The sequence below is a fragment of the Streptomyces sp. NPDC020875 genome (genome assembly GCF_040641415.1).
Lineage (GTDB): Bacteria > Actinomycetota > Actinomycetes > Streptomycetales > Streptomycetaceae > Streptomyces.
The window spans coordinates 73,067-96,790 of the sequence record NZ_JBFADP010000002.1 but is presented as its reverse complement, the minus strand read 5'-3'; the positions used below and the strand labels follow the sequence as shown (position 1 = coordinate 96,790).

Below are 23,724 nucleotides of genomic sequence, written 5' to 3'. Positions count from 1 at the left end.
GGCCCGGGTCAGTTGAGCATCGAGCGGGCCGCCCGGGCCCGGTCCCGTACGGTCTCCGCCGTGGTCGGCTCCACCGCCGCCACCACTTCCGCGTAGGCGTCCATCTCCGCCGCGCCGCCCAGGAAATCACCCCGCTGTACCAGCAGTTGGGCGCGTTCGAAGCGCAGCCGGGCGGGGTGGGAGGGGATCAGCAGGGACAGTTCGACGGCCCACAGGGCGACATCGGACCGCTCGGGGCGGGCCGTCGCCCAGGCGCGGATGTTGTTGAGGATCCGGACCATCACATCGAGGGTGGCGGCCGGGGCGAGCGCCGCCGGGTCGAGGGGCGCCCCGGTGGCGCCCTCGACGAGTTCGGAGGCCGCGGCGGGCGACAGTACGCCGCCCCCGGCGAAGGGGTCGGCCAGGACCTGCTCGCCCGGTTCGCCGAAGCCGACGACGAAGTGGCCCGGCAGGGCGACTCCGTAGACCGGGGCTCCGGCCCGGCGGGCCACCTCGATCCAGACCACGGAGAGCAGGATCGGCAGTCCGCGGCGGCGCCGCAGCACCTCGTGGAGGAGGGACGACTCCAGCCGGCGGTACTCCGCCGGGGTGCCGTGGAAGCCGAGTTCGGCGCCGAGCAGCCGTTCGAGGGCGGTCGCCCAGTCGTGCGGGGTCCGGGTGCCGTACGGCAGCAGTCCGGCGAGGCGGTCCAGTTCGATCTGGGCGGCGTCGACGGCCGTGTCGTCGTCGTCCGCCGCCCCGTCGGCCACCGCGCCCAGCAGCAGACAGAGCTGGGCCAGGTCCGGCCGTTCGGACCTGGCCTCCTCGGCGAACCGCCGCCGGTGGTCGGCGGGGTGCGGGGCCGTGTCGTCGTCCATGTGCCACTCCTACCCGGCGGTCCCCGCCGAGTCCACTTCCGTACCGTCCGACGCGCTGATGGTCTCCGCACCCGGGGGTGCGGGCGGGTCAGTCGCCCGGGGCGCGGTAGTGGTGGTAGCTGTGGTGGGTGGTGAAGCCCATCCCCGCGTAGAGCGCTCCGGCCGCCGTGTTCTCCCGCTCCACCTGGAGCCAGGCCGCCGACGCGCCCTCCTCCAGCGCGCGCCGGGCGAGGGCCGCCATCACGGACCGGGCCAGTCCCCGGCGGCGGCGGGCCGGGTCGACCTCGACCGCCATGAAACCGGCCCACCGGCCGTCGACCACACACCGCCCGATCGCGACCGGGACCTCCGGGTCCCGTACGCCGTCCGCGCCGTCCGCCGGGTTCGCGGGATCGGTGTCCGCCGGGTCCGCCGCTATCGAGGCGAACCAGACCGAGGGGCCGCTGCCCAGGACCTCCAGCACCTCGGGGCCCGGCTCGCCGGACGACCGCTGGTAGCGCCGCAGCCAGCCACCGCCACCGCCCCCGGCCGCCGGGCCCGTTCCCGGCGACCGGCCGAGGGTGACCCGGGAGATATCGGCGTCGAGGTCGGCGATCGGCGCCAGCCCCCCGATCCGTACGTCCGCCGACACCTCACGGACCCAGCCGCGTTCGTCCAGCGCCGCGCAGAGCGCCTCCTGCGTCCCGGCGGCGCCCGTCGCGGCCTGGATGTACGCGGGCAGGGACCGGGCCGCGTACCAGGACCGCACCAGGGTCAGCGCCTCGTCCACCGGAAGGCCGGGATCACCGCAGGCCAGGGCCGAGTTCGCGCGCCGGGTGAAGCCGCCGGCGGCCCGTAGCTCCCACTCGCCGAGCGGCTCGCTCTCGACCGGCCGCCAGGCTCGGGACATGACCGAGGTCAGCTCGGCGAAACCGGTCGCCGGACCCCGCCGCCGGGCCGGGGTGGCCGGCACGGTCTTCCCGGCGACCAGGGCCGTCCGGGGCACCCGGACCACCTCGCCGGAGCGCCGTGTGATCACCAGCACATCGTTCTCGTCCCAGGATGTGAGAACGCCGACCACGTCCGTGAACGTCCCGCCCCCCTCGGACGGGTCGACAAGACGTCGGATTGATACCCGTTTGCCCACGTCAAGGGGTGTAATACGGACTTCGAGCCGTCCCGCGCCGGTGATTTCCACTGCTCTGTGCGCCCCTCCTGTTCGGATCGTCCCCGAGAACGGAGATACTAGGGGCGGGCATCGACGACGCCGCGCTCCCGCGCAAGCCAGCCCTATCGAGGAGGAACGACAGCGTGACCTACGTCATCGCGCAGCCTTGTGTCGACGTCAAGGACAAGGCGTGCATCGAGGAGTGCCCCGTCGACTGCATCTACGAGGGCTCCCGGTCCTTGTACATCCACCCGGACGAATGCGTCGACTGCGGTGCCTGCGAGCCGGTCTGCCCCGTTGAGGCGATCTTCTACGAGGACGACACCCCGGAGGAGTGGAAGGACTACTACAAGGCGAACGTCGAGTTCTTCGACGAGCTGGGCTCGCCGGGCGGTGCCTCCAAGCTCGGTCTGATCGAGCGCGACCACCCCTTCGTCGCCGGTCTGCCGCCGCAGAACCAGTAAGCGGCGATCGGCGCGCGCAGCCGATCACCACCTGCCGGTCCCGTACGGTCGACGTCCGTACGGGACCGCTGTGTTTCCCGGGTGTTCCTGTGCCCGCCCCGCCGCGCCCGCCCGGCCCCGCGCCGCCCTCCGCCCTCCTCCTTCGTCCGCCGTTCGCGGCGAAGCCGTACGTCCGAGAGTGAGAACAGCCCGTGTCCGCAGTCCCCTCCGCCTCGTCCGCCGCCGAGGGCGCCGACGCCGCTGCCGCCACCGGCCCCGCCCCGCGCCGCGTCTCCGGCCTGCTGCCCGTCTTCCCGTGGGACCGGCTGGAGCCGTACAAGGCGGTGGCCGCCGCCCACCCCGACGGCATCGTCGACCTCTCCGTCGGCACCCCCGTCGACCCGGTCCCCCCGCTGATCCGGCAGGCGCTGGTGGACGCGGCGGACTCCCCGGGCTATCCCACGGTCTGGGGTACGGCCGCCCTGCGCGACGCGCTGACCGGGTGGATCGGGCGGCGACTGGGCGCGGTCGGCGCCGGACACGGCAATGTGCTGCCCGTCGTCGGCTCCAAGGAACTGGTCGCCTGGCTGCCCACCCAGCTCGGTCTCGGCCCCGGCGACCGGGTCGCCTACCCCCGGCTGGCCTATCCCACCTACGAGGTCGGCGCGCGGCTGTGCGGGGCGACCCCCGAGGTCTACGACGACCCGACCGAGCTAGACCCGGCCGGGCTGCGGCTGCTCTGGCTGAACTCCCCGTCTAATCCGACCGGGCGGGTGCTCGGCAAGGCCGAGCTGACCCGGATCGTGGCCTGGGCCCGGCGGCACGGCGTCCTCGTCTTCAGCGACGAGTGCTATCTGGAACTGGGCTGGGAGGCCGAGCCGGTCTCCGTACTCCACCCGGACGTCTGCGGCGGTTCGTACGACGGGCTGGTCGCCGTTCACTCGCTCTCCAAGCGCTCCAACCTGGCCGGATACCGGGCCGCGTTCATCGCGGGCGACGCGGCGGTCCTGGGCGAGCTGCTGGCCGTCCGCAAGCACGGCGGCATGATGGTCCCGGCGCCGGTCCAGGCCGCGACGGTGGCGGCGCTCGGCGACGATACGCATGTCGAGGAGCAGCGGGCCCGTTACGCGGCCCGGCGCTCGGCGCTGCGGACCGCCCTGGAGGGCCACGGCTTCCGGATCGAGCACTCCGAGGCGAGCCTCTACCTCTGGGCGACGCGGGACGAGTCCTGCTGGGAGACGGTCGGACGGCTGGCGGAGCTGGGAATCCTGGTCGCGCCCGGCGACTTCTACGGCGAGGCGGGCGAGAGGTTCGTCCGGGTGGCCTTCACGGCGACCGACGAACGGGTCGACGCGGCGGTCGAGCGGCTCGCTTCGGCGGGCTGAGACGGGCCGGGCCGTACGCGTACCGGGCGGGGGCGTAGTCACACCGGAAGGGGCCCGGGGAGCGTTGTGCTCCCCGGGCCCCTTCCGGCGCGAGGGCCCGGCCGGACCCGTGGTGTGCCCCGGCGGATGCCGACCCCCGCCGGGTGCCGGAGTCCGGCGGCCGGACCGGACGGCGGATTCCGGATATCGAATACGGGATCCCGGAGACACCGACCCGTTCCGGCGGTCCCGCCGCCTGCCCGGGGTCAGCCCGCGAGCGGCAGCCCGCCCGTCGGCAGGACCTCCGTGGGCAGCCCGCTGGTCGGCAGACCGCCCGAGGTCAGGCCGTCCGTCGGCAGGCCGTCGGTGGGCAGACCGCCCTCCATCGAGCCCGCGGTGAGACCGCTCTCGCCCAGCGACTTGGTGGCGCCGTTCGCAGTCTCGCCGAGCAGCCCGCCCGCGTTGCCCGCGGTCTCGCCCGCGGTCTCCTCGGCGGCCGGGGCGACGGTACGGCCCGTACCGCCGACCGCCCGGCCCGCGGCCGGAACGGTCTGCCGGACGGCGTCGCCACCGGCACCGCCCGCCAGTTCGGTGGTCTGCCGCGCGGCACCGTCGACGGTGCCGCTCACGCCGTCGGTGTCGAGGGCGGTCAGCCCGCCGACCGGGGCGGCCTGGGCGAGATCGACGGCGCTCGCGGACCCGGCCGCACCGACCACGGGGGCTGCGCCGGCCGCGATGAGCAGGGCGGCGCGGGCGATCCGGCGGGTCAGGGGGAGGGACATGATGCTCCTTGAGACGAAGGGGGCGCTGATGTTTCGCCGTGACAACCGTCCGGAGGGCGGGGGAAGTTGCGGTACGCGGAGGTAAAGAGTTCGTAATGCATCGCATTATCTGTCCCGCTGGAAAGCGGACAAATGCCTCCGGCGCCGAGCGGCTGCCGAACCGTCACTCCCCAAGTGGCTCAAGGGGACCGGGGGAGGGGCGGTCGTGGTGGTACGCGAGGGGGCGCGGCCATTGGAGTGATACCCGTACGCTCCCTCTCGCGGGTGAACGCCCGGATCAGCGTGCGAGCCGGATCCGAACCGTTTCGGCCGTCCGGGCGCCGGAGCCCCCGGCCCCCGCCTCGCGCCAGCCGCCCTCGGCCTCGCCGGACCGCCAGACCCGGCCGCCGTAGGAGACCTCCGCGATCCGCAGCCGCTCGGCCCGGGCCACCGCCCAGTGCGCGACCTCCCAGCCCCGGTCGTCGCTCCGCTCGTCGGCGGCGCCGGTACCGGCCGCCCCGGCACCGGGCGTACGGCCGCCGCCCGAGGCGCCCCCGGACCGGTCTGCGGCGCCCGGCGCCGGGCCGCGTACCGGCACCGTCACCACCATGCCGCCGTCCCCGCCGCCGTCCCCGTCCGTGCTCCGGCCGCGGGCCGCCCCGGTACCGGTATCCGCGCCCCCCGCGCCCTTCGGCAGGACCGCGGGCCCGAAGGCCCGTACCAACTCGGACCGGACCCGGGCCGGATCACCCGCCTTCCCGTCGCCGCCCGGGACGCACCGCAGGGCCGCGCCCGCCCGGCCGGTCAGCGCCGCCGACAGCAGGGCCGCGTCCGGCTCGTGCTTGGCGTACGCCTGCGGGAAACCGCTCCGCTGCACCTTCTGTGCGGCGACCGTCAGCGGCAGCCGCGAATAGCCGGGGACCTCGACCAGGCCGTCGTAGAACTTCCCGGCCGAGTACACCGGGTCCATGATCTGCTCGGGGGTGCCCCACCCCTTCGACGGCCGCTGCTGGAACAGTCCGAGCGAGTCCCGGTCGCCGTGGCGGATGTTCCGCAGCGCCGACTCCTGGAGCGCCGTCGCCAGCGCGATCGTCACCGCCCGCTCCGGCAGCCCCCGGGTCGTGCCGACCGCGGAGATGGTCGCGGCGTTGGCCGCCTGCTCGTTGCTCAGCTCGTACACCGGTCCGCCGTCGCCGCCCGAGGCGCGGACCGTACAGCCCGGGGCGTCCGATCCGGTGGACTGCTGGGCCACGACATAGCCGATCGACGCGGCGAGTACGGCACATCCGGCGGCCAGCCGCGTGAGCCGACGACGCCGGGGCGGGGCGGATGAGGCGGTTTCGGACACAGGCACACCGTACTAGGGAGTACAAGGTTCCGGCCCCGTCCCGGAGCCCGCGGTTCCGCCCGTCGTTCCGTTCCCCCCGCTGTGCCGCCCGCCGGGCCGCCCGGTGGGACGGGCCGGGCCCCGCCCCGTCCGGACCCGGCCGGGCACCACCCAGGGCCCGGGTCCGGAAACCGGCTCCTCTTTTGCGCCGCCCGGGACGATCCGGCCGGTTCACCCCGCCCCGGTAGGGTCGGGAGCATGCGCCCCACCAAGCTCGATCTCCGGCTCGACGGCCCCGCCCTCACCGCCGCCCTCGTCGACTTCCCCTCCGTCAGCGGCGAGGAGAAGCCGCTCGCCGACGCGATCGAGCGGGCGCTGCGCGAACTGCCGCACCTCACCGTCGACCGCTACGGCAACAACGTCGTCGCCCGCACCCGGCTCGGCCGGTCCGAGCGGGTCGTCCTCGCCGGACACATCGACACCGTGCCGATCGCCGACAACGTGCCGTCCCGGCTCGACACCGACGGAGTCCTGTGGGGCTGCGGCACCAGCGACATGAAGGCGGGCGTCGCGGTCCAGCTGAGGATCGCCGCGACCGTCCCCGCCCCCAACCGCGACCTCACCTTCGTCTTCTACGACAACGAGGAGGTCGCCGCCGACCTCAACGGCCTCGGCCTGGTCGCCGAAGCCCACCCCGACTGGCTGGCGGGCGACTTCGCCGTACTCCTCGAACCGTCCGACGGCGAGGTCGAGGGCGGTTGCCAGGGCACCCTGAGGGTCCTGCTCCGCACCACCGGCGAGCGCGCGCACTCCGCCCGGAGCTGGATGGGCTCCAACGCGATCCACGCCGCCGCGCCGATCCTCGCCAGGCTCGCCGCCTACGAGCCGCGCAGGCCCGTCGTGGACGGACTGGAGTACCGCGAGGGCCTGAACGCCGTCCGGATCGAGGGCGGCGTCGCGGGCAATGTGATCCCCGACGCCTGCACCGTCACCGTCAACTACCGCTACGCGCCCGACCTCACCCCCGACCAGGCGCTGGACCACGTCCGGGAGGTCTTCGCCGACTGCGGCGTCACCGGCTTCGAGGTCGACGACCACAGCGGGGCCGCCCGCCCCGGACTCGACCACCCGGCCGCCGTCGCGTTCATGAAGGCCGTCGGCGGAACCGCCCGGCCCAAGTTCGGCTGGACCGACGTCGCACGCTTCAGCGCCCTCGGCGTACCCGCCGTGAACTACGGGCCCGGCAACCCCCTCCTCGCCCACAAGCGCGACGAGCACGTGGCCGTCGAGCGGATCACGCACTGCGAGGAACGGCTGCGTGAATGGCTTATGTCCTGATGAACGGGGCATTGACGACCTACGCTTGATCAAGCAACGACCAACGACGACGTCCGCCGCGCGGACGTCCGGCGGAGGGAGCACGTCCATGGGCAACCCGGAGGGCGAGCGGAAGTACGAGGAGCAGCGACAGGGCCCTGTGCTGCGCCGCAGGGACCAGGTCCAGCCCGGCACCACCGACCAGCGGCTGCTGGACACCGAGGGCGACTCGGAGTGGGTGCACACCGACCCCTGGCGGGTCATGCGGATCCAGTCCGAGTTCGTCGAGGGCTTCGGCGCGCTCGCCGAACTGCCGAGCGCGATCAGCGTCTTCGGCTCCGCCAGGACCCCCCGGGACACCCCCGAGTACGAGGCGGGCATCCGGATCGGCGAGGCGCTGGTCGCCGCGGGCTTCGCGGTGATCACCGGCGGTGGTCCCGGCGCCATGGAGGCGGCCAACCGGGGCGCCCGGGAGGCCGGGGGCGTCTCCGTCGGCCTCGGGATCGAGCTGCCGTTCGAGCAGGGCCTCAATCCCCATGTCGACATCGGGGTGAACTTCCGCTACTTCTTCGTCCGCAAGACGATGTTCGTGAAGTACGCCTCCGGGTTCGTGGTGCTGCCCGGCGGGCTCGGCACCCTCGACGAACTCTTCGAGGCGCTCACCCTCGTCCAGACCGGCAAGGTGACCCGCTTCCCGATCGTCCTCTTCGGCAGCGCCTACTGGAGCGGCCTCGTCGACTGGCTGCGGGACACCGTCGTCGCCCAGGGCAAGGCGTCCGAGCGCGATCTGCTGCTCTTCCACGTCACGGACGACGTCGACGAGGCGGTGGCCCTGGTCACCAAGGAGACCTCCCGCTGACGACGGCCGCCGGGGGTACGGGGCGGCCCCGCCCCGTACCCCCCCCCGCCGGCCGGGCACCGGACCGGCCGGTACGACCGGTCGTACCGGAGCACGGACCTACGGCCGCGCCGGGCCACCGGTCATACCGGGGCCACGGGCCACCCGAGCACCGGACCCCCGGTCGTACCGGGCCGGGACGGGCCGTCCGGCGGCACCGGTCAGGCCAGGCCGCGCCGGGCCACCCGGGGCTCCCGGTGCCCGGCGATCGCCGCGACCATCTCCAGTACTTGCCGGGTCTCCGCCACCTCGTGCACCCGGTACACCCGCGCGCCCAGCCAGGCCGAGACCGCGGTCGTCGCCAGCGTGCCGATCAGCCGCTCCTTGACCGGACGGTCGAGGGTCTCGCCGACGAAGTCCTTGTTGGACAGCGAGACCAGTACGGGCCAGCCGGTGTCGGCCATCTCGCCGAGCCTGCGCGTCGCCTCCAGGGAGTGCCGGGTGTTCTTCCCGAAGTCGTGGCCCGGGTCGATCATCACACCGTCCCGCCGGACCCCCAGGGCCACCGCCCGCTCGGCGAGCCCCACGGTCACCCGGAGGATGTCCGCCATCACGTCCTCGTAGGAGGTCCGGTGCGGCCGGGTCCGCGGCTCGACGCCGCCCGCGTGCGTACAGACCAGACCGGCCCCGTACCGGGCGGCGACCTCGGCCAGTTTGGGATCGACTCCGCCCCAGGCGTCGTTGAGCAGATCGGCGCCCGCCTCGCAGACGGCCGCGCCGACGTCGTGCCGCCAGGTGTCGACACTGATCACCATGGACGGGAAGCGCCGCCGCACCTCGGCGACGAAGCCGACCGTCCGGCGGATCTCCTCGTCGGCCGTGACCTCCTCGCCGGGACCGGCCTTCACCCCGCCGATGTCGATGATCGCCGCGCCCTCCGCGACGGCCCGCTCGACCCGGGCGAGCGCCGGTTCGTCGTGGAACGTGGCGCCCTGGTCGTAGAAGGAGTCCGGCGTACGGTTCACGATCGCCATGATCACCGGCTCCCGCGCGTCGAACTCGCGCTCACCCAGCCGCAGCATCAGCGGTTTTCCTCCTCGCGTCGTCCAGCTGTGACCCTAACCGTCACACCGGCGTGGCACGATCAGCACCGGACGCATTCCACGAGGAGCCGGGAAGGACGCTCGTGTTCTTGTTCTTGCTGATCGCGATGGTCGTGGTCGTCGGGGCGGTCACGCTCGCCGTGCTCGGCGGCGGGGACAGTGCCGCACTGCCCGAGGCGGCGCCCGAGCGGCTGGTCGACCCCCTGCCGATGACCAGGCCGGTGGGGCGGGCCGATGTGGAGGCGCTCCGGCTGCCGGTGGCCCCCCGCGGCTATCGGATGGCGGACGTGGACGACGCGCTCGCCCGGCTCGGGGCCGAGCTGGCCGAGCGGGACTCCCGGATCGCCGGTCTCGAATCGGCGCTGGCGGAGGCCCGGGCGACCGGCGCGACCACCGCGACCGACGCGACTCGTGGTACCGACGGCCCGGCCGTCGGTACCGCCCGGGTGAACGGCACCCCGCTCGACCCCCCGGCTCCGGCCGCCGACCCGTCCGCCGCCGACGGCGGCCTGCGGGACACGGCACCGGCCCCCGACGGGACCGGGGCCCCGGTGGAGCCGGCCGCCCCCGCGACGGGCCGGGACCCCGCCGACGGCGTACGGACGGACGGCCCGGACCCGGGCGAGGATTCCGGCCGGGACCGGGTGCGGGACTCCGTGGGCGACCCCGTCGGGGGCCCGGGCGAGGAGCGGGGCCGATGACGCCGGGCGGGCCGCTGGCCGGGCCCGACGGGCGGCCCCGCTGCCCCTGGGGCCTGTCGACCGAGGACTATCTCGCCTACCACGACGACGAGTGGGGTCGCGCGGTCCACGGCGACGACGCGCTCTTCGAGCGGCTCTGCCTGGAGGCGTTCCAGTCCGGGCTCTCCTGGCTCACCATCCTGCGCCGCCGTGAGGGCTTCCGGCGGGCCTTCGCGGGCTTCGCCGTCGCCGAGGTGGCCGTCTTCACCGACACCGACCGCGAACGGCTCCTCGCCGACGAGGGGATCATCCGCAACCGGGCCAAGGTCGACGCCACCCTCGCCAACGCCCGGACCCTGGCGACCTGGGAATCCGGCGACCTGGACCGGCTGATCTGGTCCCACGCGCCCGACCCGGTGGGCCGCCCGGCCCCGAAGACCCTGGCCGACGTCCCGGCCGTCACGGACGAGTCCAAGGCCCTGGCGAAGGCCCTCAAGAAGGAGGGCATCCGGTTCGTCGGGCCCACCACCGCCTATGCCCTGATGCAGGCGTGCGGACTGGTGAACGACCATCTGGAGGGGTGCGCGGCCCGCCGGGGCTGACCCCGGCCACCCGGTGCCTGTCCGGGAAAACCGGCCCCGGAAGGCCGGGCCCGGGGCGGTCACCGGCCCCGGAAGACCGGCTTCTGCTTGGCGACGAACGCGGCGACCGCGGCGCGGTGGTCCTCCGACCCGCCCGCCCTGGTCTGGAGTTCGTCCTCCTTGCCGAGGGTCTCCACCAGGGAGTGGGAAGCGGCATGGGCCAGGGACTCCTTGATCGCCGCATAGGCCAGGGTCGGCCCCTCGGCCAGGGCCCGGGCGACGGCACGTGCCTCGTCCGCCAGCGCCTCCGGGGCGACCAGGCGATTCGCGATCCCCAGCTCGTACGCCTCCGCCGCGCCGACCGACCTGGGGAAGAGCAGCAGATCGGCGGCCCGGCCCGGCCCGACGACCCGGGGCAGGGTCCAGGACACCCCCGAGTCCGCGGTCAGCCCGACCGCCGCGAAGGCCGTGGTGAACGACGCGGTCTCGGCGACGACCCGGAAGTCCGCGGCGAGCGCGAAGCCCAGCCCGGCTCCGGCCGCGACCCCGTTCACCCCCGCCACCACCGGCTTCGGCATGGTGGCCAGGGCGCGGACCACGGGGTTGTAGTGCTCGCGTACGGTGCTCATGGTGTTCCGGTCGCCGGTCTCGGCGTCCCGGGCCAGCAGCGCCGTGTGCTCCTTGAGGTCCTGGCCGACGCAGAAGGCACGGCCGTTGCCGGTGAGCAGTACGGCCCGTACGGCGTCGTCGTCGGCGGCCGAGCGGACGGCCTCTCGGAGGGCGACCTTGGTCGCGATGTCCAGCGCGTTCATGGCGTCGGGCCGGTTGAGCGTGATCGTCGCCAGTCCGTCGGTCACGTCGTACAGCACGGAGTCGGCCATGCGGGGTCCCCTTTGCGGCGTCTCGGCTCGTCGGTGGTGTCGCTCGGTGCAGCTCGGTGTCGCCCGTGTTTCGTGGACGGTGATCGCGACCCGGTCAGCTCAGCATGGCGGAGATCGCCGGGAACAGGGCCGCGGGCTGTGACCTGTCTCAAAGAAAAATCCGGGTCCTCCGGCCGGGGCGGTGTTCCGCCCCGGGCGCGGCGTTCCCGGGGATTCCGGCGGAGTTTCCCCCGGCGGATCGCCGAATTGGGTGGTTTTGAGAATGTGTGTTGCCCAAGCGATGCCGACCGATGTTGGTCATCGGGTCCCGCCATGCGGGATAATGACCTGGAAGCAATGTGTTCGATGCCGTGACGGCGCCCGCCGGGGTGCCGGTCGGCAGACGATGAGCTGGTTTCAGGAAGGGGAACGAGCATGGCGGCCATGAAGCCGCGGACGGGCGATGGCCCGCTCGAGGTGACAAAGGAGGGGCGGGGCATCGTCATGCGCGTTCCGCTCGAAGGCGGCGGTCGGCTTGTCGTCGAGCTGACGCCGGACGAGGCCGACGCGCTCGGCGATGCCCTGAAGAAGGTCGTCGGCTGACGGCATCGGTCGTTCACGGACCCTGACCACCCGCCCCGGCGCTGTGCGAGCGCCGGGGCGGTGGTGTGTCCGGGGCCTTTCCCCGGCCGAAGGTCCCGGGTGCGGGCAGTCGGGCGGGCGGCCGATCGGTCCGGGTTCGGGGTGCCGGGCCGCGATTCGGTTTCCGGCTTTCCCGTTTAGCCGATCCCGTTACGTCACGTCTTCCGCGTCCGTCTTCCCGAAGCCGAAGCCGAAGGCGGGCCGAATGAGTTCCGGGCGGGGAGGGTCCTCCCGGAAATTCTCCCGGGGCCGGGCGGCCGCCCGGGTTACCCGTTACCGGTATCCCGTATGCGTCCGGTATCCGTAACCCCGGCCGTAACCCGGTTCGTGCCCGAATCCGGGCCGGGAAACGCCCGGAGCCGCCGTGGCGGGTCAGGCCCGCCGTGCCGCGCAGAGCAGTCCGTCGCCCACCGGCAGCAGTGACGGCAGCAGATCCGGGCTCTCGCGGACCGCCCGCAGCAACTCGCGCAGCCGCAGCACCTCGGCGGGCTGGGCCGCGGCGTCGACCGTACGGCCCCGGGCGAAGACGCCCTCGAAGCAGACCAGTCCGCCCGGTCGCAGCAGCCGCAACGATTCGGCGAGATAGTCGAGGTACTCCAGCCGGTCGCCGTCGCAGAAGACCAGGTCGTAGCCGCCGTCCGCGAGGCGCGGCAGGACGTCGAGGGCGCGCCCGGGTATGAAACGGGCCCGGTTTCCGGCGAATCCGGCCTCGCGGAACGCCTGCTTGGCGAACTGCTGCCGCTCCGGCTCCGGGTCCACGGTCGTCAGTACGCCGTCGGGCCGCATACCGAGCAGGAGATAGATCCCCGAGACACCGGCACCGGTACCGATTTCCGCGACGGCTTTCGCGTCCGCGGTGGCGGCCAGCAGACGCAGCGCGGCGCCGGTGCCCGGTGACACCGAGGGGATGCCCGACTCCCGGGCCCGGTCGCGGGCCCAGCGCAGCGCTTCATCCTCGGCGACGAAGGCATCGGCGAAAGCCCAGCTCGTCTGCCGGTTGGCGGTAATGGGCCTCTCCTGTCCCCGTAGTTGAACGCGACGTTGACTGTATCCGCTGGAGCCGGGAACCCGCAGATGGGACCGTTCGTTGAACGGAAGGCACCGCGGATTCCCGGGGAAACGCCGGAAGAAGTGGCTTCCGGGGGGTCTTCCGGGAAGACGGGAAGCGCGGAGAAGACGGCAGGACCGACGGCAGGGCTATTCGACCAGGCGGACGGGGGGGAAGAGATGGCATCGAGCCCACGGCAGGTGCGGTACCCAAATTCGCGTAAAGATTCTTATCCGGAGCTAACGGGCGAGGTGGCTATGGTAGGGGCTCCGCTGGACACCACCAGAGCCGACAGGGGAGGTGCGGCTGCACCTGCGGATCGCCGGGGAGCGTTGCGTCGTTTCCTCGGCAGGTCACCGGGTGAGCCGAAATCTGTGACCGACACCGCTGACCGTTCCACCGCCGCCACCGCGACCGCCACCGCGACCTTCGCATCGGATGCGGAATCGCAGGCGTGGACACCCCCCTCGTGGGAGGAGATCGTCAGCACCCACAGCGGTCGCGTCTACCGGCTCGCCTACCGGCTCACCGGCAATCAGCACGACGCCGAGGATCTGACGCAGGAAGTCTTCGTCCGGGTCTTCCGCTCGCTCTCCACCTACACCCCGGGGACCTTCGAGGGCTGGCTCCATCGCATCACCACCAATCTCTTCCTCGACATGGTCCGCCGGAAGCAGCGGATCCGCTTCGACTCCCTCGGGGACGACGCGGCCGAGCGGCTCGCCAGCCGCGAGCCCTCCCCGCAGCAGGTCTTCAACGACAGCCACTTCGACGCCGACGTCCAGCAGGCGCTGGACACCCTGGCGCCCGAGTTCCGGGCCGCCGTCGTCCTCTGTGACATCGAGGGCCTGTCGTACGAGGAGATCGCCGCGACCCTGGGCGTGAAGCTCGGGACCGTCCGCAGCCGGATCCACCGCGGCCGCTCGCATCTGCGCAAGGCCCTGAAGCACCGCTCGCCCGAGGCCCGGGCCGGGCAGCAGCGCGCCCTCGCGGGGGCCGTCGGGCTGGTGGGGGAGGTCGGCACGGCGTGAGCGGATCAGGTCCCACCTCCCCCTTCTTCCGGTCCCCGCAGCCGAGAGGGTCCTGGGCCCCGGCTGCCGGGTCCGCGCACTCCCCGGCCGAGCACCACCTCGGGGACCGGCTGGCCGCCCTGGTCGACGGCGAGCTGACGCATGACGCCCGGGACCGGGTACTGGCCCATCTGGCGACCTGCCCCCGCTGCAAGGCCGAGGCGGACGCCCAGCGCATGCTGAAGGACGTCTTCGCCAGGAGCGCGCCGCCACCGCCGTCCGCCGGGCTGCTCGCCCGGCTCCAGGGGCTGCCCGCGGGACCCGGCCTGCCGGGATCCGACCGTCCGGGCGGACCCGGCGGCAATCGGGGCGGCCCGTTCGGCGGCGGCGCCCCGGACACCCTCTTCGGTACGCCGCTGCCCGCCGGCGGCGCCCGTACCCCGGCTGCCGTGGGCTATCTCCCCGGCGGCCACGGCGGTCGTGCGGCCGCGCCCCTCGGCGGCTTCGGCGCCGGAGTGCCCCAGAACGGGCGCCCGGACGGCGACCGCTCGCCCTGGCGGGGCCGCAGGTTCGCCTTCGCCGCCGCCAGCGCCGTCTCCTTCGCCGCGATCGCCCTCGGCGGCTCCATGCCCACCGACGGCTCCTCCCAGGCCGGTTCCCGCTCCGGCGGCACCGGAAGCGGCGGTACGCCGGTCCGCGCCGCCAGTTCGTCCGGTACCGCGGCCGGTGCCGTCGGCGGCCAGAGCCAGGGCAGCGGCGCCGGGATCAGCACCTCCGCCGCGACCACCCGGGCCACCGAGTACGAGCGGCGCAGAAACAGCGGCTTCGGCCCCACCCGCTCGGAGGGGCGGGTCGTCGGCCGGTCCGCCGCGGAGCCCGAGGTGCCGCTCAATCTGGCCTCCCGCCCCGCGCCCACCGCGCTGAACGCGGCGTTCCCCGCCTTCCCCGCCTTCAAGGCGCCACCGGCGATACGTCCGATGGGCTTCGGCTTCCATCTGGGCGCTCCCCATGGGTTCCTGCCCCCGGTGCTGCCGGACCCGTCGGCGGCCCCGGGGCCGCTGCCGACCCACCACATCGGGGCCTCGCCCGGCCCGGTGGCCAACGCCCGCTGACCATGTCACCCGTGTGCCCCTGCCGCTGATTCGCAAACCTGGTTGAATCTGCGAGCAGGGTGCCCACGGGGGTGCCTCCCAGCCGGCGGTTTGCAGGGGAGAACGGGGGAGTACATGGACGACGGGAAGCCCACCGGACCCAAGGCGGCCTGGTGGAGCCGGGCGGGCTCCCGGCGCCGGGCCGAAGCCGCCGCGGAGACCGGGGCCGCGCCGGGCCACGCCGCGCCGCCCGGGCAGCCCCCCGCGCCCCCGGCCGTACCGCCCGTTCCCCCGCCGACGACCCCGACCGGGCCCGCCGCCCACGGCGCCGCCGACGAGCCGGGACACGGCACGAACGGCGCCACCGGAGCCGTACCACCGCCGCCGGTACCGGGCCCGGCCCCGGTGCCCCCGGCGGAGCACACACCCGCGAGACCCACCCCGCTCCACGCGCCCGACGAGTACAGCACCCCGCCCTACGGCGGCCCCGGGCCCTGGGCGCCCGCGCCGCCCGTGCAGCGGCCCGTACCGACCCCCGCGCACGGCACGTATGTCCCACCGGCCTATCCGGCCCCGCCCGGGACGGCACCCGCCGCGACCCCGCCGAACGACCCCCGGACCGCCACCGGGACCCACCCCGCCGCGCACCCGCCGACCGGCGCGCACCCGACGGGTGCGCATCCGACCGGGCCGCACGCGACGGACGGCACCGGGTTCGCCGCGCCGCCCACGAGCCCCGTTGACACCGCCACCGACACCGGCACCACCGGGCCCGGGACACCGCCCGGCGGGCCGTACCCCGCGTCCCAGTGGCTCCACTACGACCCCTGGGCCGCCACCGGCGGCTCCGGCGGCACCCCGGCCGCGCCGCTGGCCTACACCGGCGGGCCCGCCCGGCGCCGCGGCGGCCGGGGCCCGCTGATCGCCGGGGCCGTACTGCTCGCCCTGGTCTCCGGTGTCGTGGGCGGCGGCATCGGCTCGTACGTCGAACGCACCGGCGGCTTCGGCACCGACCGGATCGAACTCGACCAGGCCCCCAAGGAGAGCCGCGACCGGGCCCCCGACAGCGTCGCCGGGATCGCCGCCCGCGCGCTGCCGGGTGTCGTCACCCTCCATGTCGCGGGCGGCGGCGAGCAGGGCACCGGCACCGGCTTCGTCCTCGACGAGCAGGGCCACATCCTGACCAACAACCATGTCGTCGACCCGGCCGGAAGCTCCGGCGAGATCTCCGTCACGTTCAGCGGCGGTGAGACCGCCCGGGCCACCCTCGTCGGCAAGGACAGCGGCTACGACCTGGCCGTCGTCAAGGTCACCGGGGTCGCCGGACTGACCCCCCTGCCGCTGGGGAACTCGGACAACGTCCGGGTCGGCGACCCCGTCGTCGCCATCGGCGCCCCTTTCGACCTCCAGAACACGGTCACCTCCGGCATCATCAGCGCCAAGGAACGGCCCATCACCGCGGGCGGAGAGAAGGGCGACGGCACCGACATCAGCTATGTCGACGCCCTCCAGACCGATGCCCCGATCAACCCCGGCAACTCCGGCGGACCGCTGATGGACACCAAGGCCCGGGTGATCGGCATCAACAGCGCCATCCGCGCCGCCGACGGCGGCGGGGGCGGCCCCGAGGCCGGGCAGTCCGGCTCCATCGGCCTCGGCTTCGCCATCCCGGTCAACCAGGGCAAGCGCGTCGCCGAAGAGCTGATCAACACCGGCAAGGCCACTCACCCCGTGATCGGGGTCAACCTCGATATGCGCTACACCGGCGCGGGCGCCCGGGTCAGTGAGAAGAACAAGGACGGCAGCGCCACGGTCGTCCCCGACGGGCCCGCCGCGAAGGCCGGTATCCGGCCGGGCGATGTGATCACCGAGGTCGACGGCCGGAAGGTCTACGGCGGCGAGGAGCTGATCGTCAAGATCCGCGCCCACCGGCCCGGTGACGAACTGGAGCTCACCGTCGAGCGCGACGGCCGCGAAGAGAAGAAGAAGCTCCGGCTCGGCTCCTCCGAAGGCGACTGACAGGCCGGAATCAGCCCCGAATCAGCCCCGAATCAGCGCCGAATCAGTCCGGAGACAGGCCGCGCTCGGGCCGGGACGTGAACGGCGGACTGACGGCGCGATTCGTGGGCGGTTCGGCCGGGATCACCCCTTACCGACACGTGACGAGCGGAACGTCCGCCGGGTACGGTGGATCGGATCCCGTCCCCATCCGCGGACCCACGGACCACGGAGAACACGAGGAGCAGCTGGGTGTTCAATGACATAGGCGTACTGGAGCTGGTGGCTCTCGTGGTGCTCGCCGTGCTCGTCTTCGGCCCCGACAAGCTGCCCAAGGTCATCCAGGACGTCTCGCGGACGATCAGGAAGATCCGCGATTTCTCCGACAGCGCCAAGCAGGACATCCGCGACGAACTGGGGCCGGACTTCAAGGACTTCGAGTTCGAGGACCTGAACCCGAAGACGTTTCTGCGCAAGCAGCTCGACCAGAACGACGATCTGCGGGACCTGAAGGAGCTGGGCGACTCCTTCGACTTCCGCAAGGACATGAGCGACCTCGCCGACACGGTCAACGGCAGCGAGCCCGTCCCCGCCCCGGCCCCGGCCGCGGCGGCGCCCTCGGGCGCGGGTCCGGCCGGGACACCGGACCTGCTGAAGAAGCGGGAGCCGGGGGCGGCACGGGAAGAGCGTCCGCCGTACGACGCCGACGCGACGTAACGCCTCCCGCCGAGGGTCCCGCCACTTCTTCTGTGGCCCGGCGCCACGGGTGCCCGAGCGGTACCCGGGGGTGGCCGCCTCGGCCTCTGTGACGGCGACCATCGGCTGTTTGCCGTCTGCCGCCGCCTCGTGGCTTGTCGCGCGGTTCCTCGCGCCCCTGAAAGCCCTCCCCGCGCCCCTCGACGCCCTCCGGCGCGCCGCTGCCCCATCGGGGCGGAAACCACTCCATCGCGCCGTGCCGAACGGCGGCGGGCCGCGTGGCAGGGGCGGGGAAACGCGTCGCGACGCGGGTGGGTGGCTATTCTCTCCATCTGTCAGGACGCGAGGACGCCCGAGGGGGGCGGGTCCGCTCCGGACCTGGGACACGGAGGAGGCGGCCGGACCGATGGAGACCACGAGCCGGGATGCGCGGCAGCCGGTGGTGCCGGTGCTCGACGACTATGTCCGCGCGTCTTTTGCCTGGTACGGGCTGGACGACGCGTTCACCGGGCCGCGCCGGCTGATGGGTGTGGGCTCGGCCGCGGACGGAGTCGTCCAGCACGGGTCGCTGGGCCACGGGGACACCCCGTCGATACGGGCCGCCGCGGCCGGGGCCGCCGACACGGAGGCCAGGGAGCGGTTCGCCGTGGTGATCACGGTCGCCGCCAGCCCCGTACGCCGCAGCGGTGACGGGACCGGGGTGCTCGACGCGACCTCGGTGTCGTCGGCTGCCTGGCTGGCCGGGTCGGGGCTGCTGGCGCACACCTGGCCGCCGCAGATGGACCACTCCCTGCGGGACGACTGGCTCGACCAGCAGACGGAGGCGGCGTTCGAACTCGCCGACCAGCTCGACGGGGAGCCCTGGTCCGAGCTGTCGCTGCCGGTGGACGGCGTGCCGACCGCGTTCCACTACCGGGAGACCGACTTCGGCTGGGTGCTGGCGGGCTCGACCGTGGACGGTACGCATCTGGGGGCGTACGGGCGCGGGATGAGCGCGTACGGCCTCGGCTTCTCGGTGATCCGGGACCTCACCCCGTACGCCTGACCCGGCAAGGGCCGAGGCGCGGGCACGGGCCCGTACGGTACGGCCCCGGGAGCCCGTCGGCGCCCCGGGGCCGTACCGTACGCGGCTCAGAACTTGTTGCGCGGGGTGATTCCCAGGCTGAGGCCCGCCAGGCCGCGCTGACGGCCGCCCAGCTTGCCCGCGATGGCCCGCAGCGCCGACCCGGCGGGCGACTCGGGGTCGCTGAGCACCACGGGCCTGCCCTCGTCGCCGCCCTCGCGGAGCCGGACGTCGATCGGGATGGAGCCGAGTACCGGGACTGTGGTCCCGGTGGTCTGGGAGAGGCCCTCGGCGACCTTCTGGCCGCCGCCGGTACCGAAGACGTCGACCATCTCGTCGCAGTGCGGACACGGCAGCCCGGACATGTTCTCGACCACGCCGACGATCTTCTGATGGGTCTGTACGGCGATGGAGCCGGCCCGCTCGGCGACCTCGGCCGCCGCCTGCTGCGGGGTGGTGACCACCAGGATCTCCGCGTTCGGCACCAGCTGGGCCACCGAGATGGCGATATCGCCGGTGCCCGGCGGCAGGTCCAGCAGCAGTACGTCCAGATCGCCCCAGTACACATCGGCGAGGAACTGCTGGAGCGCCCGGTGCAGCATCGGGCCGCGCCACACCACCGGAGCGTTGCCCGGGGTGAACATGCCGATGGAGATCACCTTCACGCCGTTCGCCGACGGCGGCATGATCATGTTCTCGACCTGGGTGGGCTTTCCGTCGGCGCCCAGCATCCGGGGCACCGAGTGGCCGTAGATATCGGCGTCGACGACCCCGACCTTCAGCCCGTCCGCCGCCATCGCCGCCGCCAGGTTCACGGTCACGGACGACTTGCCGACGCCGCCCTTGCCGGAGGCGACCGCGTAGACCCTGGTCAGGGAGTCGGGCCGGGCGAACGGGACCTCCCGCTCGGCGGTGCCGCCCCGCAGGGCCGTCGCCAGTTCGCGCCGCTGTTCGTCGCTCATCACGTCGAGCGTCACATCGACCCCGGTGACGCCGTCGACCCGGCTGACCGCGTCCGTGACGTTCCTGGTGATCGTCTCGCGCATCGGGCAGCCGGAGACCGTCAGATAGACCGTGACGGCTACTGCGCCGTCCGCCCCGATCTGCACCGATTTCACCATGCCGAGTTCGGTGATCGGGCGGTTGATCTCGGGGTCGTTCACCGTCGCCAGCGCTTCGAGCACAGCGTCTTCCGTAGCCATACGGAGATGGTACGGCGCGGCGCTCCGGCGGGGGAAAGCCCGTCAGCGGTCGCCTTCGTCACGGTCCGGCGGGGCCCGGTCCGGGAATACGCCCGGCGGCCCGCCGGAGTCGCCCCTGGGCCCGGCCGGCCCGGGACCCGCCGCGTAAGGTCCGGGTCCCGTTCCGTACGGCCCCGGACCCGCCCCGTCCGGTACGGCCAGGTCCCGCAGCAGGTCCTGGAGCTCCGAGCGGATCCAGTCCCGGGTGGCGACCTCGCCGAGCCCCATCCGCAGCGCCGCGATCTCCCGGGTCAGATACTCGGTGTCCGCGATGGACCGCTCGTTCTGCTCCCGGTCCTGCTCGTGGGTGACCCGGTCCCGCTGGTCCTGGCGGTTCTGCGCCAGCAGGATGAGCGGGGCCGCGTACGACGCCTGGAGCGACAGCATCAGGGTGAGGAAGATGAACGGGTACTGGTCGAACCGCAGCTCGCGCGGGGCCCAGATGTTCCACAGCACCCAGAGGATGATGACCGCGGTCATCCAGACGATGAACCGGCCCGTGCCCAGGAAGCGGGCGATCCGCTCCGACAGCCGCCCGAACGCCTCCGGGTCGTACTCCGGCAGGATCGTCAGCTTCGGCACCTGCGGCATGTCGAGCCGGGCCCGGGGCCGTACCGAACCGCTCCGGTCCTTGGCCTCGCCCCGGTCGGCGGGCGGCCCGTAGTCGCCGCTCACCGGCCCGCCGCCGCTCCGCCAATGGCCCCGCCGCCCGCCGGCCCGTCCGCCCGGGCCGCCACGTCCTCGTGGAAGGCGGACTCCTCGAACTCGGTCTCCCGCCAGTCCTCCGGCAGCAGATGGTCGAGTACGTCGTCCACGGTCACCGCGCCCAGCAGCGACCCGCCCTCGTCGACGACCGGCGCCGCGACCATGTTGTACGCGGCGAGATAGCTGGTCACCGCGGGCAGCGGGGTGTCCGGCGCCAGCGGCGGCAGATCACTGTCCACCACCGAGGCGACCAGGGTGTACGGCGGCTCCCGCAACAGCCGCTGGAAGTGCGCCGTCCCCAGATACTTCCCGGTCGGCGTCTCGTCCGGCGGACGGCAGACGTACACCTGCGCCGCCAGCGCCGGGGGCAGGTCCTCCTGCCGCACCCGGGCCAGCGCGTCCGCGACCGTCGCGTCCGGCCGCAGCACGATGGGCTCCGTGGTCATCAGACCGCCCGCCGTACGCTCCTCGTACGACAGCAGCCGCCGTACGTCGGCCGCGTCGTCCGGCCGCATCAGGGTCAGCAGCCGCTCCTGGTCCTCCTCGGGCAGCTCGGAGAGGAGATCGGCCGCGTCGTCGGGGTCCATCGCCTCCAGGACGTCGGCCGCCCGCTCCTGGTGCAGCTTGCCCAGGATCTCCACCTGGTCGTCCTCCGGCAGCTCCTCCAGCACATCCGCCAGCCGGTCGTCGTCGAGGGCCGCCGCGACCTCGGCCCGCCGCTTCGGCGACAGATGGTGCATCACATTCGCCAGATCCGCCGGGCGCAGCCGCTCGAACGTGGCGACCAGGCTCTCCGCGCCCTGCGCCTCCTCCTCCAGCGAGAAGCCCGTCACCGCCGACCACGCCACCGTCAGCGTCTCCCCCTTGCGGCGCAGCGCCCCGCCCTTGCCCCGGCGGACGAAGACCCGGTCGATCTCCCAGTCCCGGCGGGCGGGCAGCCGCCGTACGGAGACGTCCAGCACGGTGACCTCCTCGTCCGCGCCGCCGTCGGTCCCGGCGCCCTCGCCGACCAGCCGGACCCGGCGGTCCAGCAGCTCGCCCAGGACCAGCCGCTCGGTGGGCCGCTGCTCGAACCGGCGGACGTCCAGCACCCCGGTGGTGATGACCTGGCCGGACTCGATACCGGTGATCCGGGTCATCGGCAGAAAGATCCGGCGGCGGGTCAGTACCTCCACCACCATGCCCAGCAGCCGGGGCGGCCGGTGACCGACCCGGAGCATGGCGACGAGATCGCGGACCCGGCCCACCCGGTCGCCGTTCGGGTCGAAGACGGGGACCCCGGCGAGATGGGAGACGAAGACCCGGGGGGTGCTTCCGGCCATGCTGCTCTTTCGTCCGGTTCCGCTGGTGAACGCTGCCGTTCGGGGCTTTCAGGCTAGCCCGTACCGATTGGCGGCGCCGGTGTTCGGCGTCCGTATGGCTTCCGTACGACTGCCGGTGAAGCCGCCGCTCGGGCCCGGGTACGCTGCGCACTGCCACCCCATCAGAAGCCGATGAGAGGCAGTGCGCAGGTGACTCTTCTCCGTTCCGTTTCCCGGCGTTCCGGGTCCCGTCCGGCCGTCCGCCGGACCCTTCGGACCCGGCGGGCCGCGCTCGCCGCGATGCTCTGCGCGGGGCTCGTGGCCGGGGCCGCGGGCTGCGGCGGCGAGGAGGACCCCGACAAGGGCACCAACGGGGTGGGAAAGCTGACGGCGACCGAGATCGAGGAGCGGGCGCGGACGGCCGCCGACGCGGCGAAGGCGGTCCGCCTCTCCGGCACGCTGACCGGCAAGGACGGCACGTACAAGCTGAATATGCGGCTCAAGGAGGACGGCGGTTCCGGTTCGGTGACCGCCGACGGCCAGACGTTCGAGCTGCTGCGGATCGGCGACGACCTCTATCTCAAGGCCGAGGCGGCCTTCTGGACCAGCCGGGGCGAGGAGGGCACCGCGCCGACGAAGTGGGGCGCGGAGGCGGCGGACAAGCTCGACGACAAGTACGTCAAGGTGCCGAAGGGCGACCCGGCGTACCAGCAGTTCCGCGGCTTCACCGACAAGGACGGGATGCTGGAGGGCTTCCTCGGGATGCGGGGGGAGCTGTCCAAGGGCGACCGGACCAAGATCGGCGGGGTCCGGACCATCAAGGTCGACGCGGCCGAGGGCGCGGGCGGGGTCCTCGACGTATCCCTGGACGGCGCCCCGTATCCGGTCCAGTTCGCCCGCGCGGGCGGCGCCGGGGTGCTGACGCTGGGGGAGTGGGACGTCGACTTCCCGCTCGCGCCCCCGCGGCAGTCGGCGGTGGTCGACTACGGCCGGGATCTGAAGAAGCCGGACGGCGGATCCGAGCGTTAGACCGGTTCCGCCGGGGCGGCTGTTGCTCAGGAGCGGGCGCGGCGGCGGAAGAGGAGCCGGGGAAGTGCCGGGGGGATCGGGCGGCGGGTCGTCGCCGGACTGGGCGGCGGCGGTACGGCGAGGGAGCCGTCGGGCAGCTCCGCCGCGATCGTGACCGGCTCCAGCCGCAGTACCCGGCAGCCGGCCGCCCACTGTTCCGGCAGGCCCTCGGTGTCGGCCGCGTTCAGCCGCTTGGACTTCAGCTCGGCCACCGCCGACTCCCACGCCTCGGAGCGGGGTGCCAGTTCGGTCACCGACGCCTGCCAGGAGACCAGCCGGCCGCCCTTGTCCTTGCTGCGTACGGTGATCTCGGCGGTGCCGCCCGCGACCAGACCGGACAGCGGCTGCTCGGCCGGGCCGTCGCCCACGACATGGGCCGCGCCCTCGTGCCAGATGTGCCACAGGGCCCGCTCGGGCGCTCCGTCGGCCCCGCCCCTGACCCAGATCAGACCGGACTTCTTGGTGGCCTCCTCGACCAGGGCCGGGCCGAACTCCGGGTCCCGGGCGAGGGTCGCGTCCTGGCCGGGGGCCGCGGCGGGCTGCGCGTCTGTCATGACCGCAGCCTACCGGCGGCCCGGGGCCC

General features: G+C 73.7%; 23 protein-coding genes and 1 pseudogene. 13 read left to right on the top strand and 11 right to left on the bottom strand.

The genetic code is table 11. The features are described from left to right. Positions 1 to 8 precede the first annotated feature (8 nt). Complete coding sequence (locus tag AB0G74_RS01670) at positions 9 to 857, bottom strand: transglutaminase-like domain-containing protein (RefSeq protein ID WP_361139174.1); 849 nt, start codon at positions 855 to 857, stop codon at positions 9 to 11. Positions 858 to 945: 88 nt separating this feature from the next. Then, on the bottom strand, positions 946 to 2,034 hold the full coding sequence (locus tag AB0G74_RS01665; RefSeq protein WP_361139171.1) for a GNAT family N-acetyltransferase: 1,089 nt from the start codon (positions 2,032 to 2,034) through the stop codon (positions 946 to 948). A gap of 113 nt (positions 2,035 to 2,147) precedes the next feature. Here AB0G74_RS01665 and fdxA point away from each other — a divergent pair, with 113 nt between their 5' ends. Then, entirely contained in the window at positions 2,148 to 2,468 is a 321-nt protein-coding gene (gene fdxA, locus AB0G74_RS01660) for a ferredoxin (RefSeq protein ID WP_006346810.1), read from the top strand. A gap of 278 nt (positions 2,469 to 2,746) precedes the next feature. Next, positions 2,747 to 3,832, top strand: coding sequence for a succinyldiaminopimelate transaminase (dapC, locus tag AB0G74_RS01655; RefSeq protein ID WP_361139507.1), 1,086 nt, complete (start codon positions 2,747 to 2,749; stop codon positions 3,830 to 3,832). 245 nt (positions 3,833 to 4,077) lie between these two features. Here dapC and AB0G74_RS01650 read toward each other — a convergent pair whose 3' ends face one another. Together AB0G74_RS01650 and AB0G74_RS01645 are read right to left on the bottom strand one after the other, a co-directional pair. Then, on the bottom strand, positions 4,078 to 4,593 hold the full coding sequence (locus tag AB0G74_RS01650) for an ATP-binding protein (RefSeq protein ID WP_361139167.1): 516 nt from the start codon (positions 4,591 to 4,593) through the stop codon (positions 4,078 to 4,080). Between the two features lie 277 nt (positions 4,594 to 4,870). Next, positions 4,871 to 5,920, bottom strand: coding sequence for a hypothetical protein (locus AB0G74_RS01645; RefSeq protein ID WP_361139164.1), 1,050 nt, complete (start codon positions 5,918 to 5,920; stop codon positions 4,871 to 4,873). Between the two features lie 237 nt (positions 5,921 to 6,157). Between AB0G74_RS01645 and dapE the strand changes: the two genes are divergently transcribed. Together dapE and AB0G74_RS01635 are read left to right on the top strand one after the other, a co-directional pair. Further along, entirely contained in the window at positions 6,158 to 7,237 is a 1,080-nt protein-coding gene (gene dapE, locus AB0G74_RS01640; RefSeq protein ID WP_361139161.1) for a succinyl-diaminopimelate desuccinylase, read from the top strand. A gap of 88 nt (positions 7,238 to 7,325) precedes the next feature. Further along, on the top strand, positions 7,326 to 8,075 hold the full coding sequence (locus tag AB0G74_RS01635) for a TIGR00730 family Rossman fold protein (RefSeq protein WP_361139158.1): 750 nt from the start codon (positions 7,326 to 7,328) through the stop codon (positions 8,073 to 8,075). A gap of 200 nt (positions 8,076 to 8,275) precedes the next feature. Here the strand turns inward: AB0G74_RS01635 and folP are convergent, their stop codons facing one another. Beyond that, complete coding sequence (gene folP / locus AB0G74_RS01630) at positions 8,276 to 9,136, bottom strand: dihydropteroate synthase (RefSeq protein ID WP_361139155.1); 861 nt, start codon at positions 9,134 to 9,136, stop codon at positions 8,276 to 8,278. A gap of 104 nt (positions 9,137 to 9,240) precedes the next feature. Here folP and AB0G74_RS01625 point away from each other — a divergent pair. Further along, positions 9,241 to 9,540, top strand: a pseudogene (locus AB0G74_RS01625) (DivIVA domain-containing protein); the annotation flags it as partial. 314 nt (positions 9,541 to 9,854) lie between these two features. Next, positions 9,855 to 10,439, top strand: coding sequence for a DNA-3-methyladenine glycosylase I (locus AB0G74_RS01620; RefSeq protein ID WP_361139152.1), 585 nt, complete (start codon positions 9,855 to 9,857; stop codon positions 10,437 to 10,439). A 59-nt stretch (positions 10,440 to 10,498) separates the two neighbouring features. Here AB0G74_RS01620 and AB0G74_RS01615 read toward each other — a convergent pair whose 3' ends face one another. After that, positions 10,499 to 11,299: an enoyl-CoA hydratase-related protein gene (locus AB0G74_RS01615; RefSeq protein WP_361139150.1), complete on the bottom strand. Its 801-nt coding sequence runs from the start codon at positions 11,297 to 11,299 to the stop codon at positions 10,499 to 10,501. A 414-nt stretch (positions 11,300 to 11,713) separates the two neighbouring features. Here AB0G74_RS01615 and AB0G74_RS01610 point away from each other — a divergent pair, with 414 nt between their 5' ends. Continuing rightward, a complete protein-coding gene (locus tag AB0G74_RS01610; protein WP_003966491.1) occupies positions 11,714 to 11,881 on the top strand; it encodes a DUF3117 domain-containing protein in 168 nt (55 codons plus the stop codon). Between the two features lie 411 nt (positions 11,882 to 12,292). Here AB0G74_RS01610 and AB0G74_RS01605 read toward each other — a convergent pair whose 3' ends face one another. After that, positions 12,293 to 12,994 carry an O-methyltransferase gene (locus tag AB0G74_RS01605; RefSeq protein WP_361139504.1) on the bottom strand — a complete coding sequence of 234 codons (702 nt, stop codon included), beginning with the start codon at positions 12,992 to 12,994 and terminating at the stop codon, positions 12,293 to 12,295. Positions 12,995 to 13,225: 231 nt separating this feature from the next. Here AB0G74_RS01605 and sigE point away from each other — a divergent pair, with 231 nt between their 5' ends. From sigE to AB0G74_RS01580, 5 genes are all read left to right on the top strand, one after another. Then, the gene (sigE, locus tag AB0G74_RS01600) at positions 13,226 to 13,999 is read left to right on the top strand and encodes an RNA polymerase sigma factor SigE (RefSeq protein WP_361139501.1); all 774 of its coding nucleotides are present in this window, start codon (positions 13,226 to 13,228) and stop codon (positions 13,997 to 13,999) included. 110 nt (positions 14,000 to 14,109) lie between these two features. Beyond that, complete coding sequence (locus AB0G74_RS01595) at positions 14,110 to 15,090, top strand: zf-HC2 domain-containing protein (RefSeq protein ID WP_361139498.1); 981 nt, start codon at positions 14,110 to 14,112, stop codon at positions 15,088 to 15,090. A gap of 114 nt (positions 15,091 to 15,204) precedes the next feature. Beyond that, entirely contained in the window at positions 15,205 to 17,088 is a 1,884-nt protein-coding gene (locus tag AB0G74_RS01590) for a trypsin-like peptidase domain-containing protein (protein WP_361139147.1), read from the top strand. A 231-nt stretch (positions 17,089 to 17,319) separates the two neighbouring features. Next, positions 17,320 to 17,784, top strand: coding sequence for a sec-independent translocase (locus AB0G74_RS01585; protein WP_361139144.1), 465 nt, complete (start codon positions 17,320 to 17,322; stop codon positions 17,782 to 17,784). A gap of 385 nt (positions 17,785 to 18,169) precedes the next feature. Then, positions 18,170 to 18,808: a hypothetical protein gene (locus AB0G74_RS01580; RefSeq protein WP_361139142.1), complete on the top strand. Its 639-nt coding sequence runs from the start codon at positions 18,170 to 18,172 to the stop codon at positions 18,806 to 18,808. Positions 18,809 to 18,894: 86 nt separating this feature from the next. Here AB0G74_RS01580 and AB0G74_RS01575 read toward each other — a convergent pair whose 3' ends face one another. From AB0G74_RS01575 to AB0G74_RS01565, 3 genes are read right to left on the bottom strand one after another with little or no spacing between them, the layout of a single operon-like run. Further along, positions 18,895 to 20,028: an Mrp/NBP35 family ATP-binding protein gene (locus AB0G74_RS01575; protein ID WP_361139139.1), complete on the bottom strand. Its 1,134-nt coding sequence runs from the start codon at positions 20,026 to 20,028 to the stop codon at positions 18,895 to 18,897. Positions 20,029 to 20,070: 42 nt separating this feature from the next. Beyond that, positions 20,071 to 20,742, bottom strand: a complete 672-nt coding sequence (locus AB0G74_RS01570; RefSeq protein ID WP_361139136.1) for a DUF1003 domain-containing protein — start codon at positions 20,740 to 20,742, stop codon at positions 20,071 to 20,073. Further along, positions 20,739 to 22,094, bottom strand: coding sequence for a CBS domain-containing protein (locus AB0G74_RS01565; RefSeq protein ID WP_361139134.1), 1,356 nt, complete (start codon positions 22,092 to 22,094; stop codon positions 20,739 to 20,741). The genes AB0G74_RS01570 and AB0G74_RS01565 overlap by 4 nt, the downstream gene beginning before the upstream one ends. A 279-nt stretch (positions 22,095 to 22,373) precedes the next feature. Here AB0G74_RS01565 and AB0G74_RS01560 point away from each other — a divergent pair, with 279 nt between their 5' ends. Next, positions 22,374 to 23,102, top strand: a complete 729-nt coding sequence (locus tag AB0G74_RS01560; RefSeq protein ID WP_361139495.1) for a hypothetical protein — start codon at positions 22,374 to 22,376, stop codon at positions 23,100 to 23,102. A 26-nt stretch (positions 23,103 to 23,128) separates the two neighbouring features. Here the strand turns inward: AB0G74_RS01560 and AB0G74_RS01555 are convergent, their stop codons facing one another. Further along, positions 23,129 to 23,695 carry a hypothetical protein gene (locus AB0G74_RS01555; RefSeq protein WP_361139131.1) on the bottom strand — a complete coding sequence of 189 codons (567 nt, stop codon included), beginning with the start codon at positions 23,693 to 23,695 and terminating at the stop codon, positions 23,129 to 23,131. Positions 23,696 to 23,724: the final 29 nt, after the last annotated feature.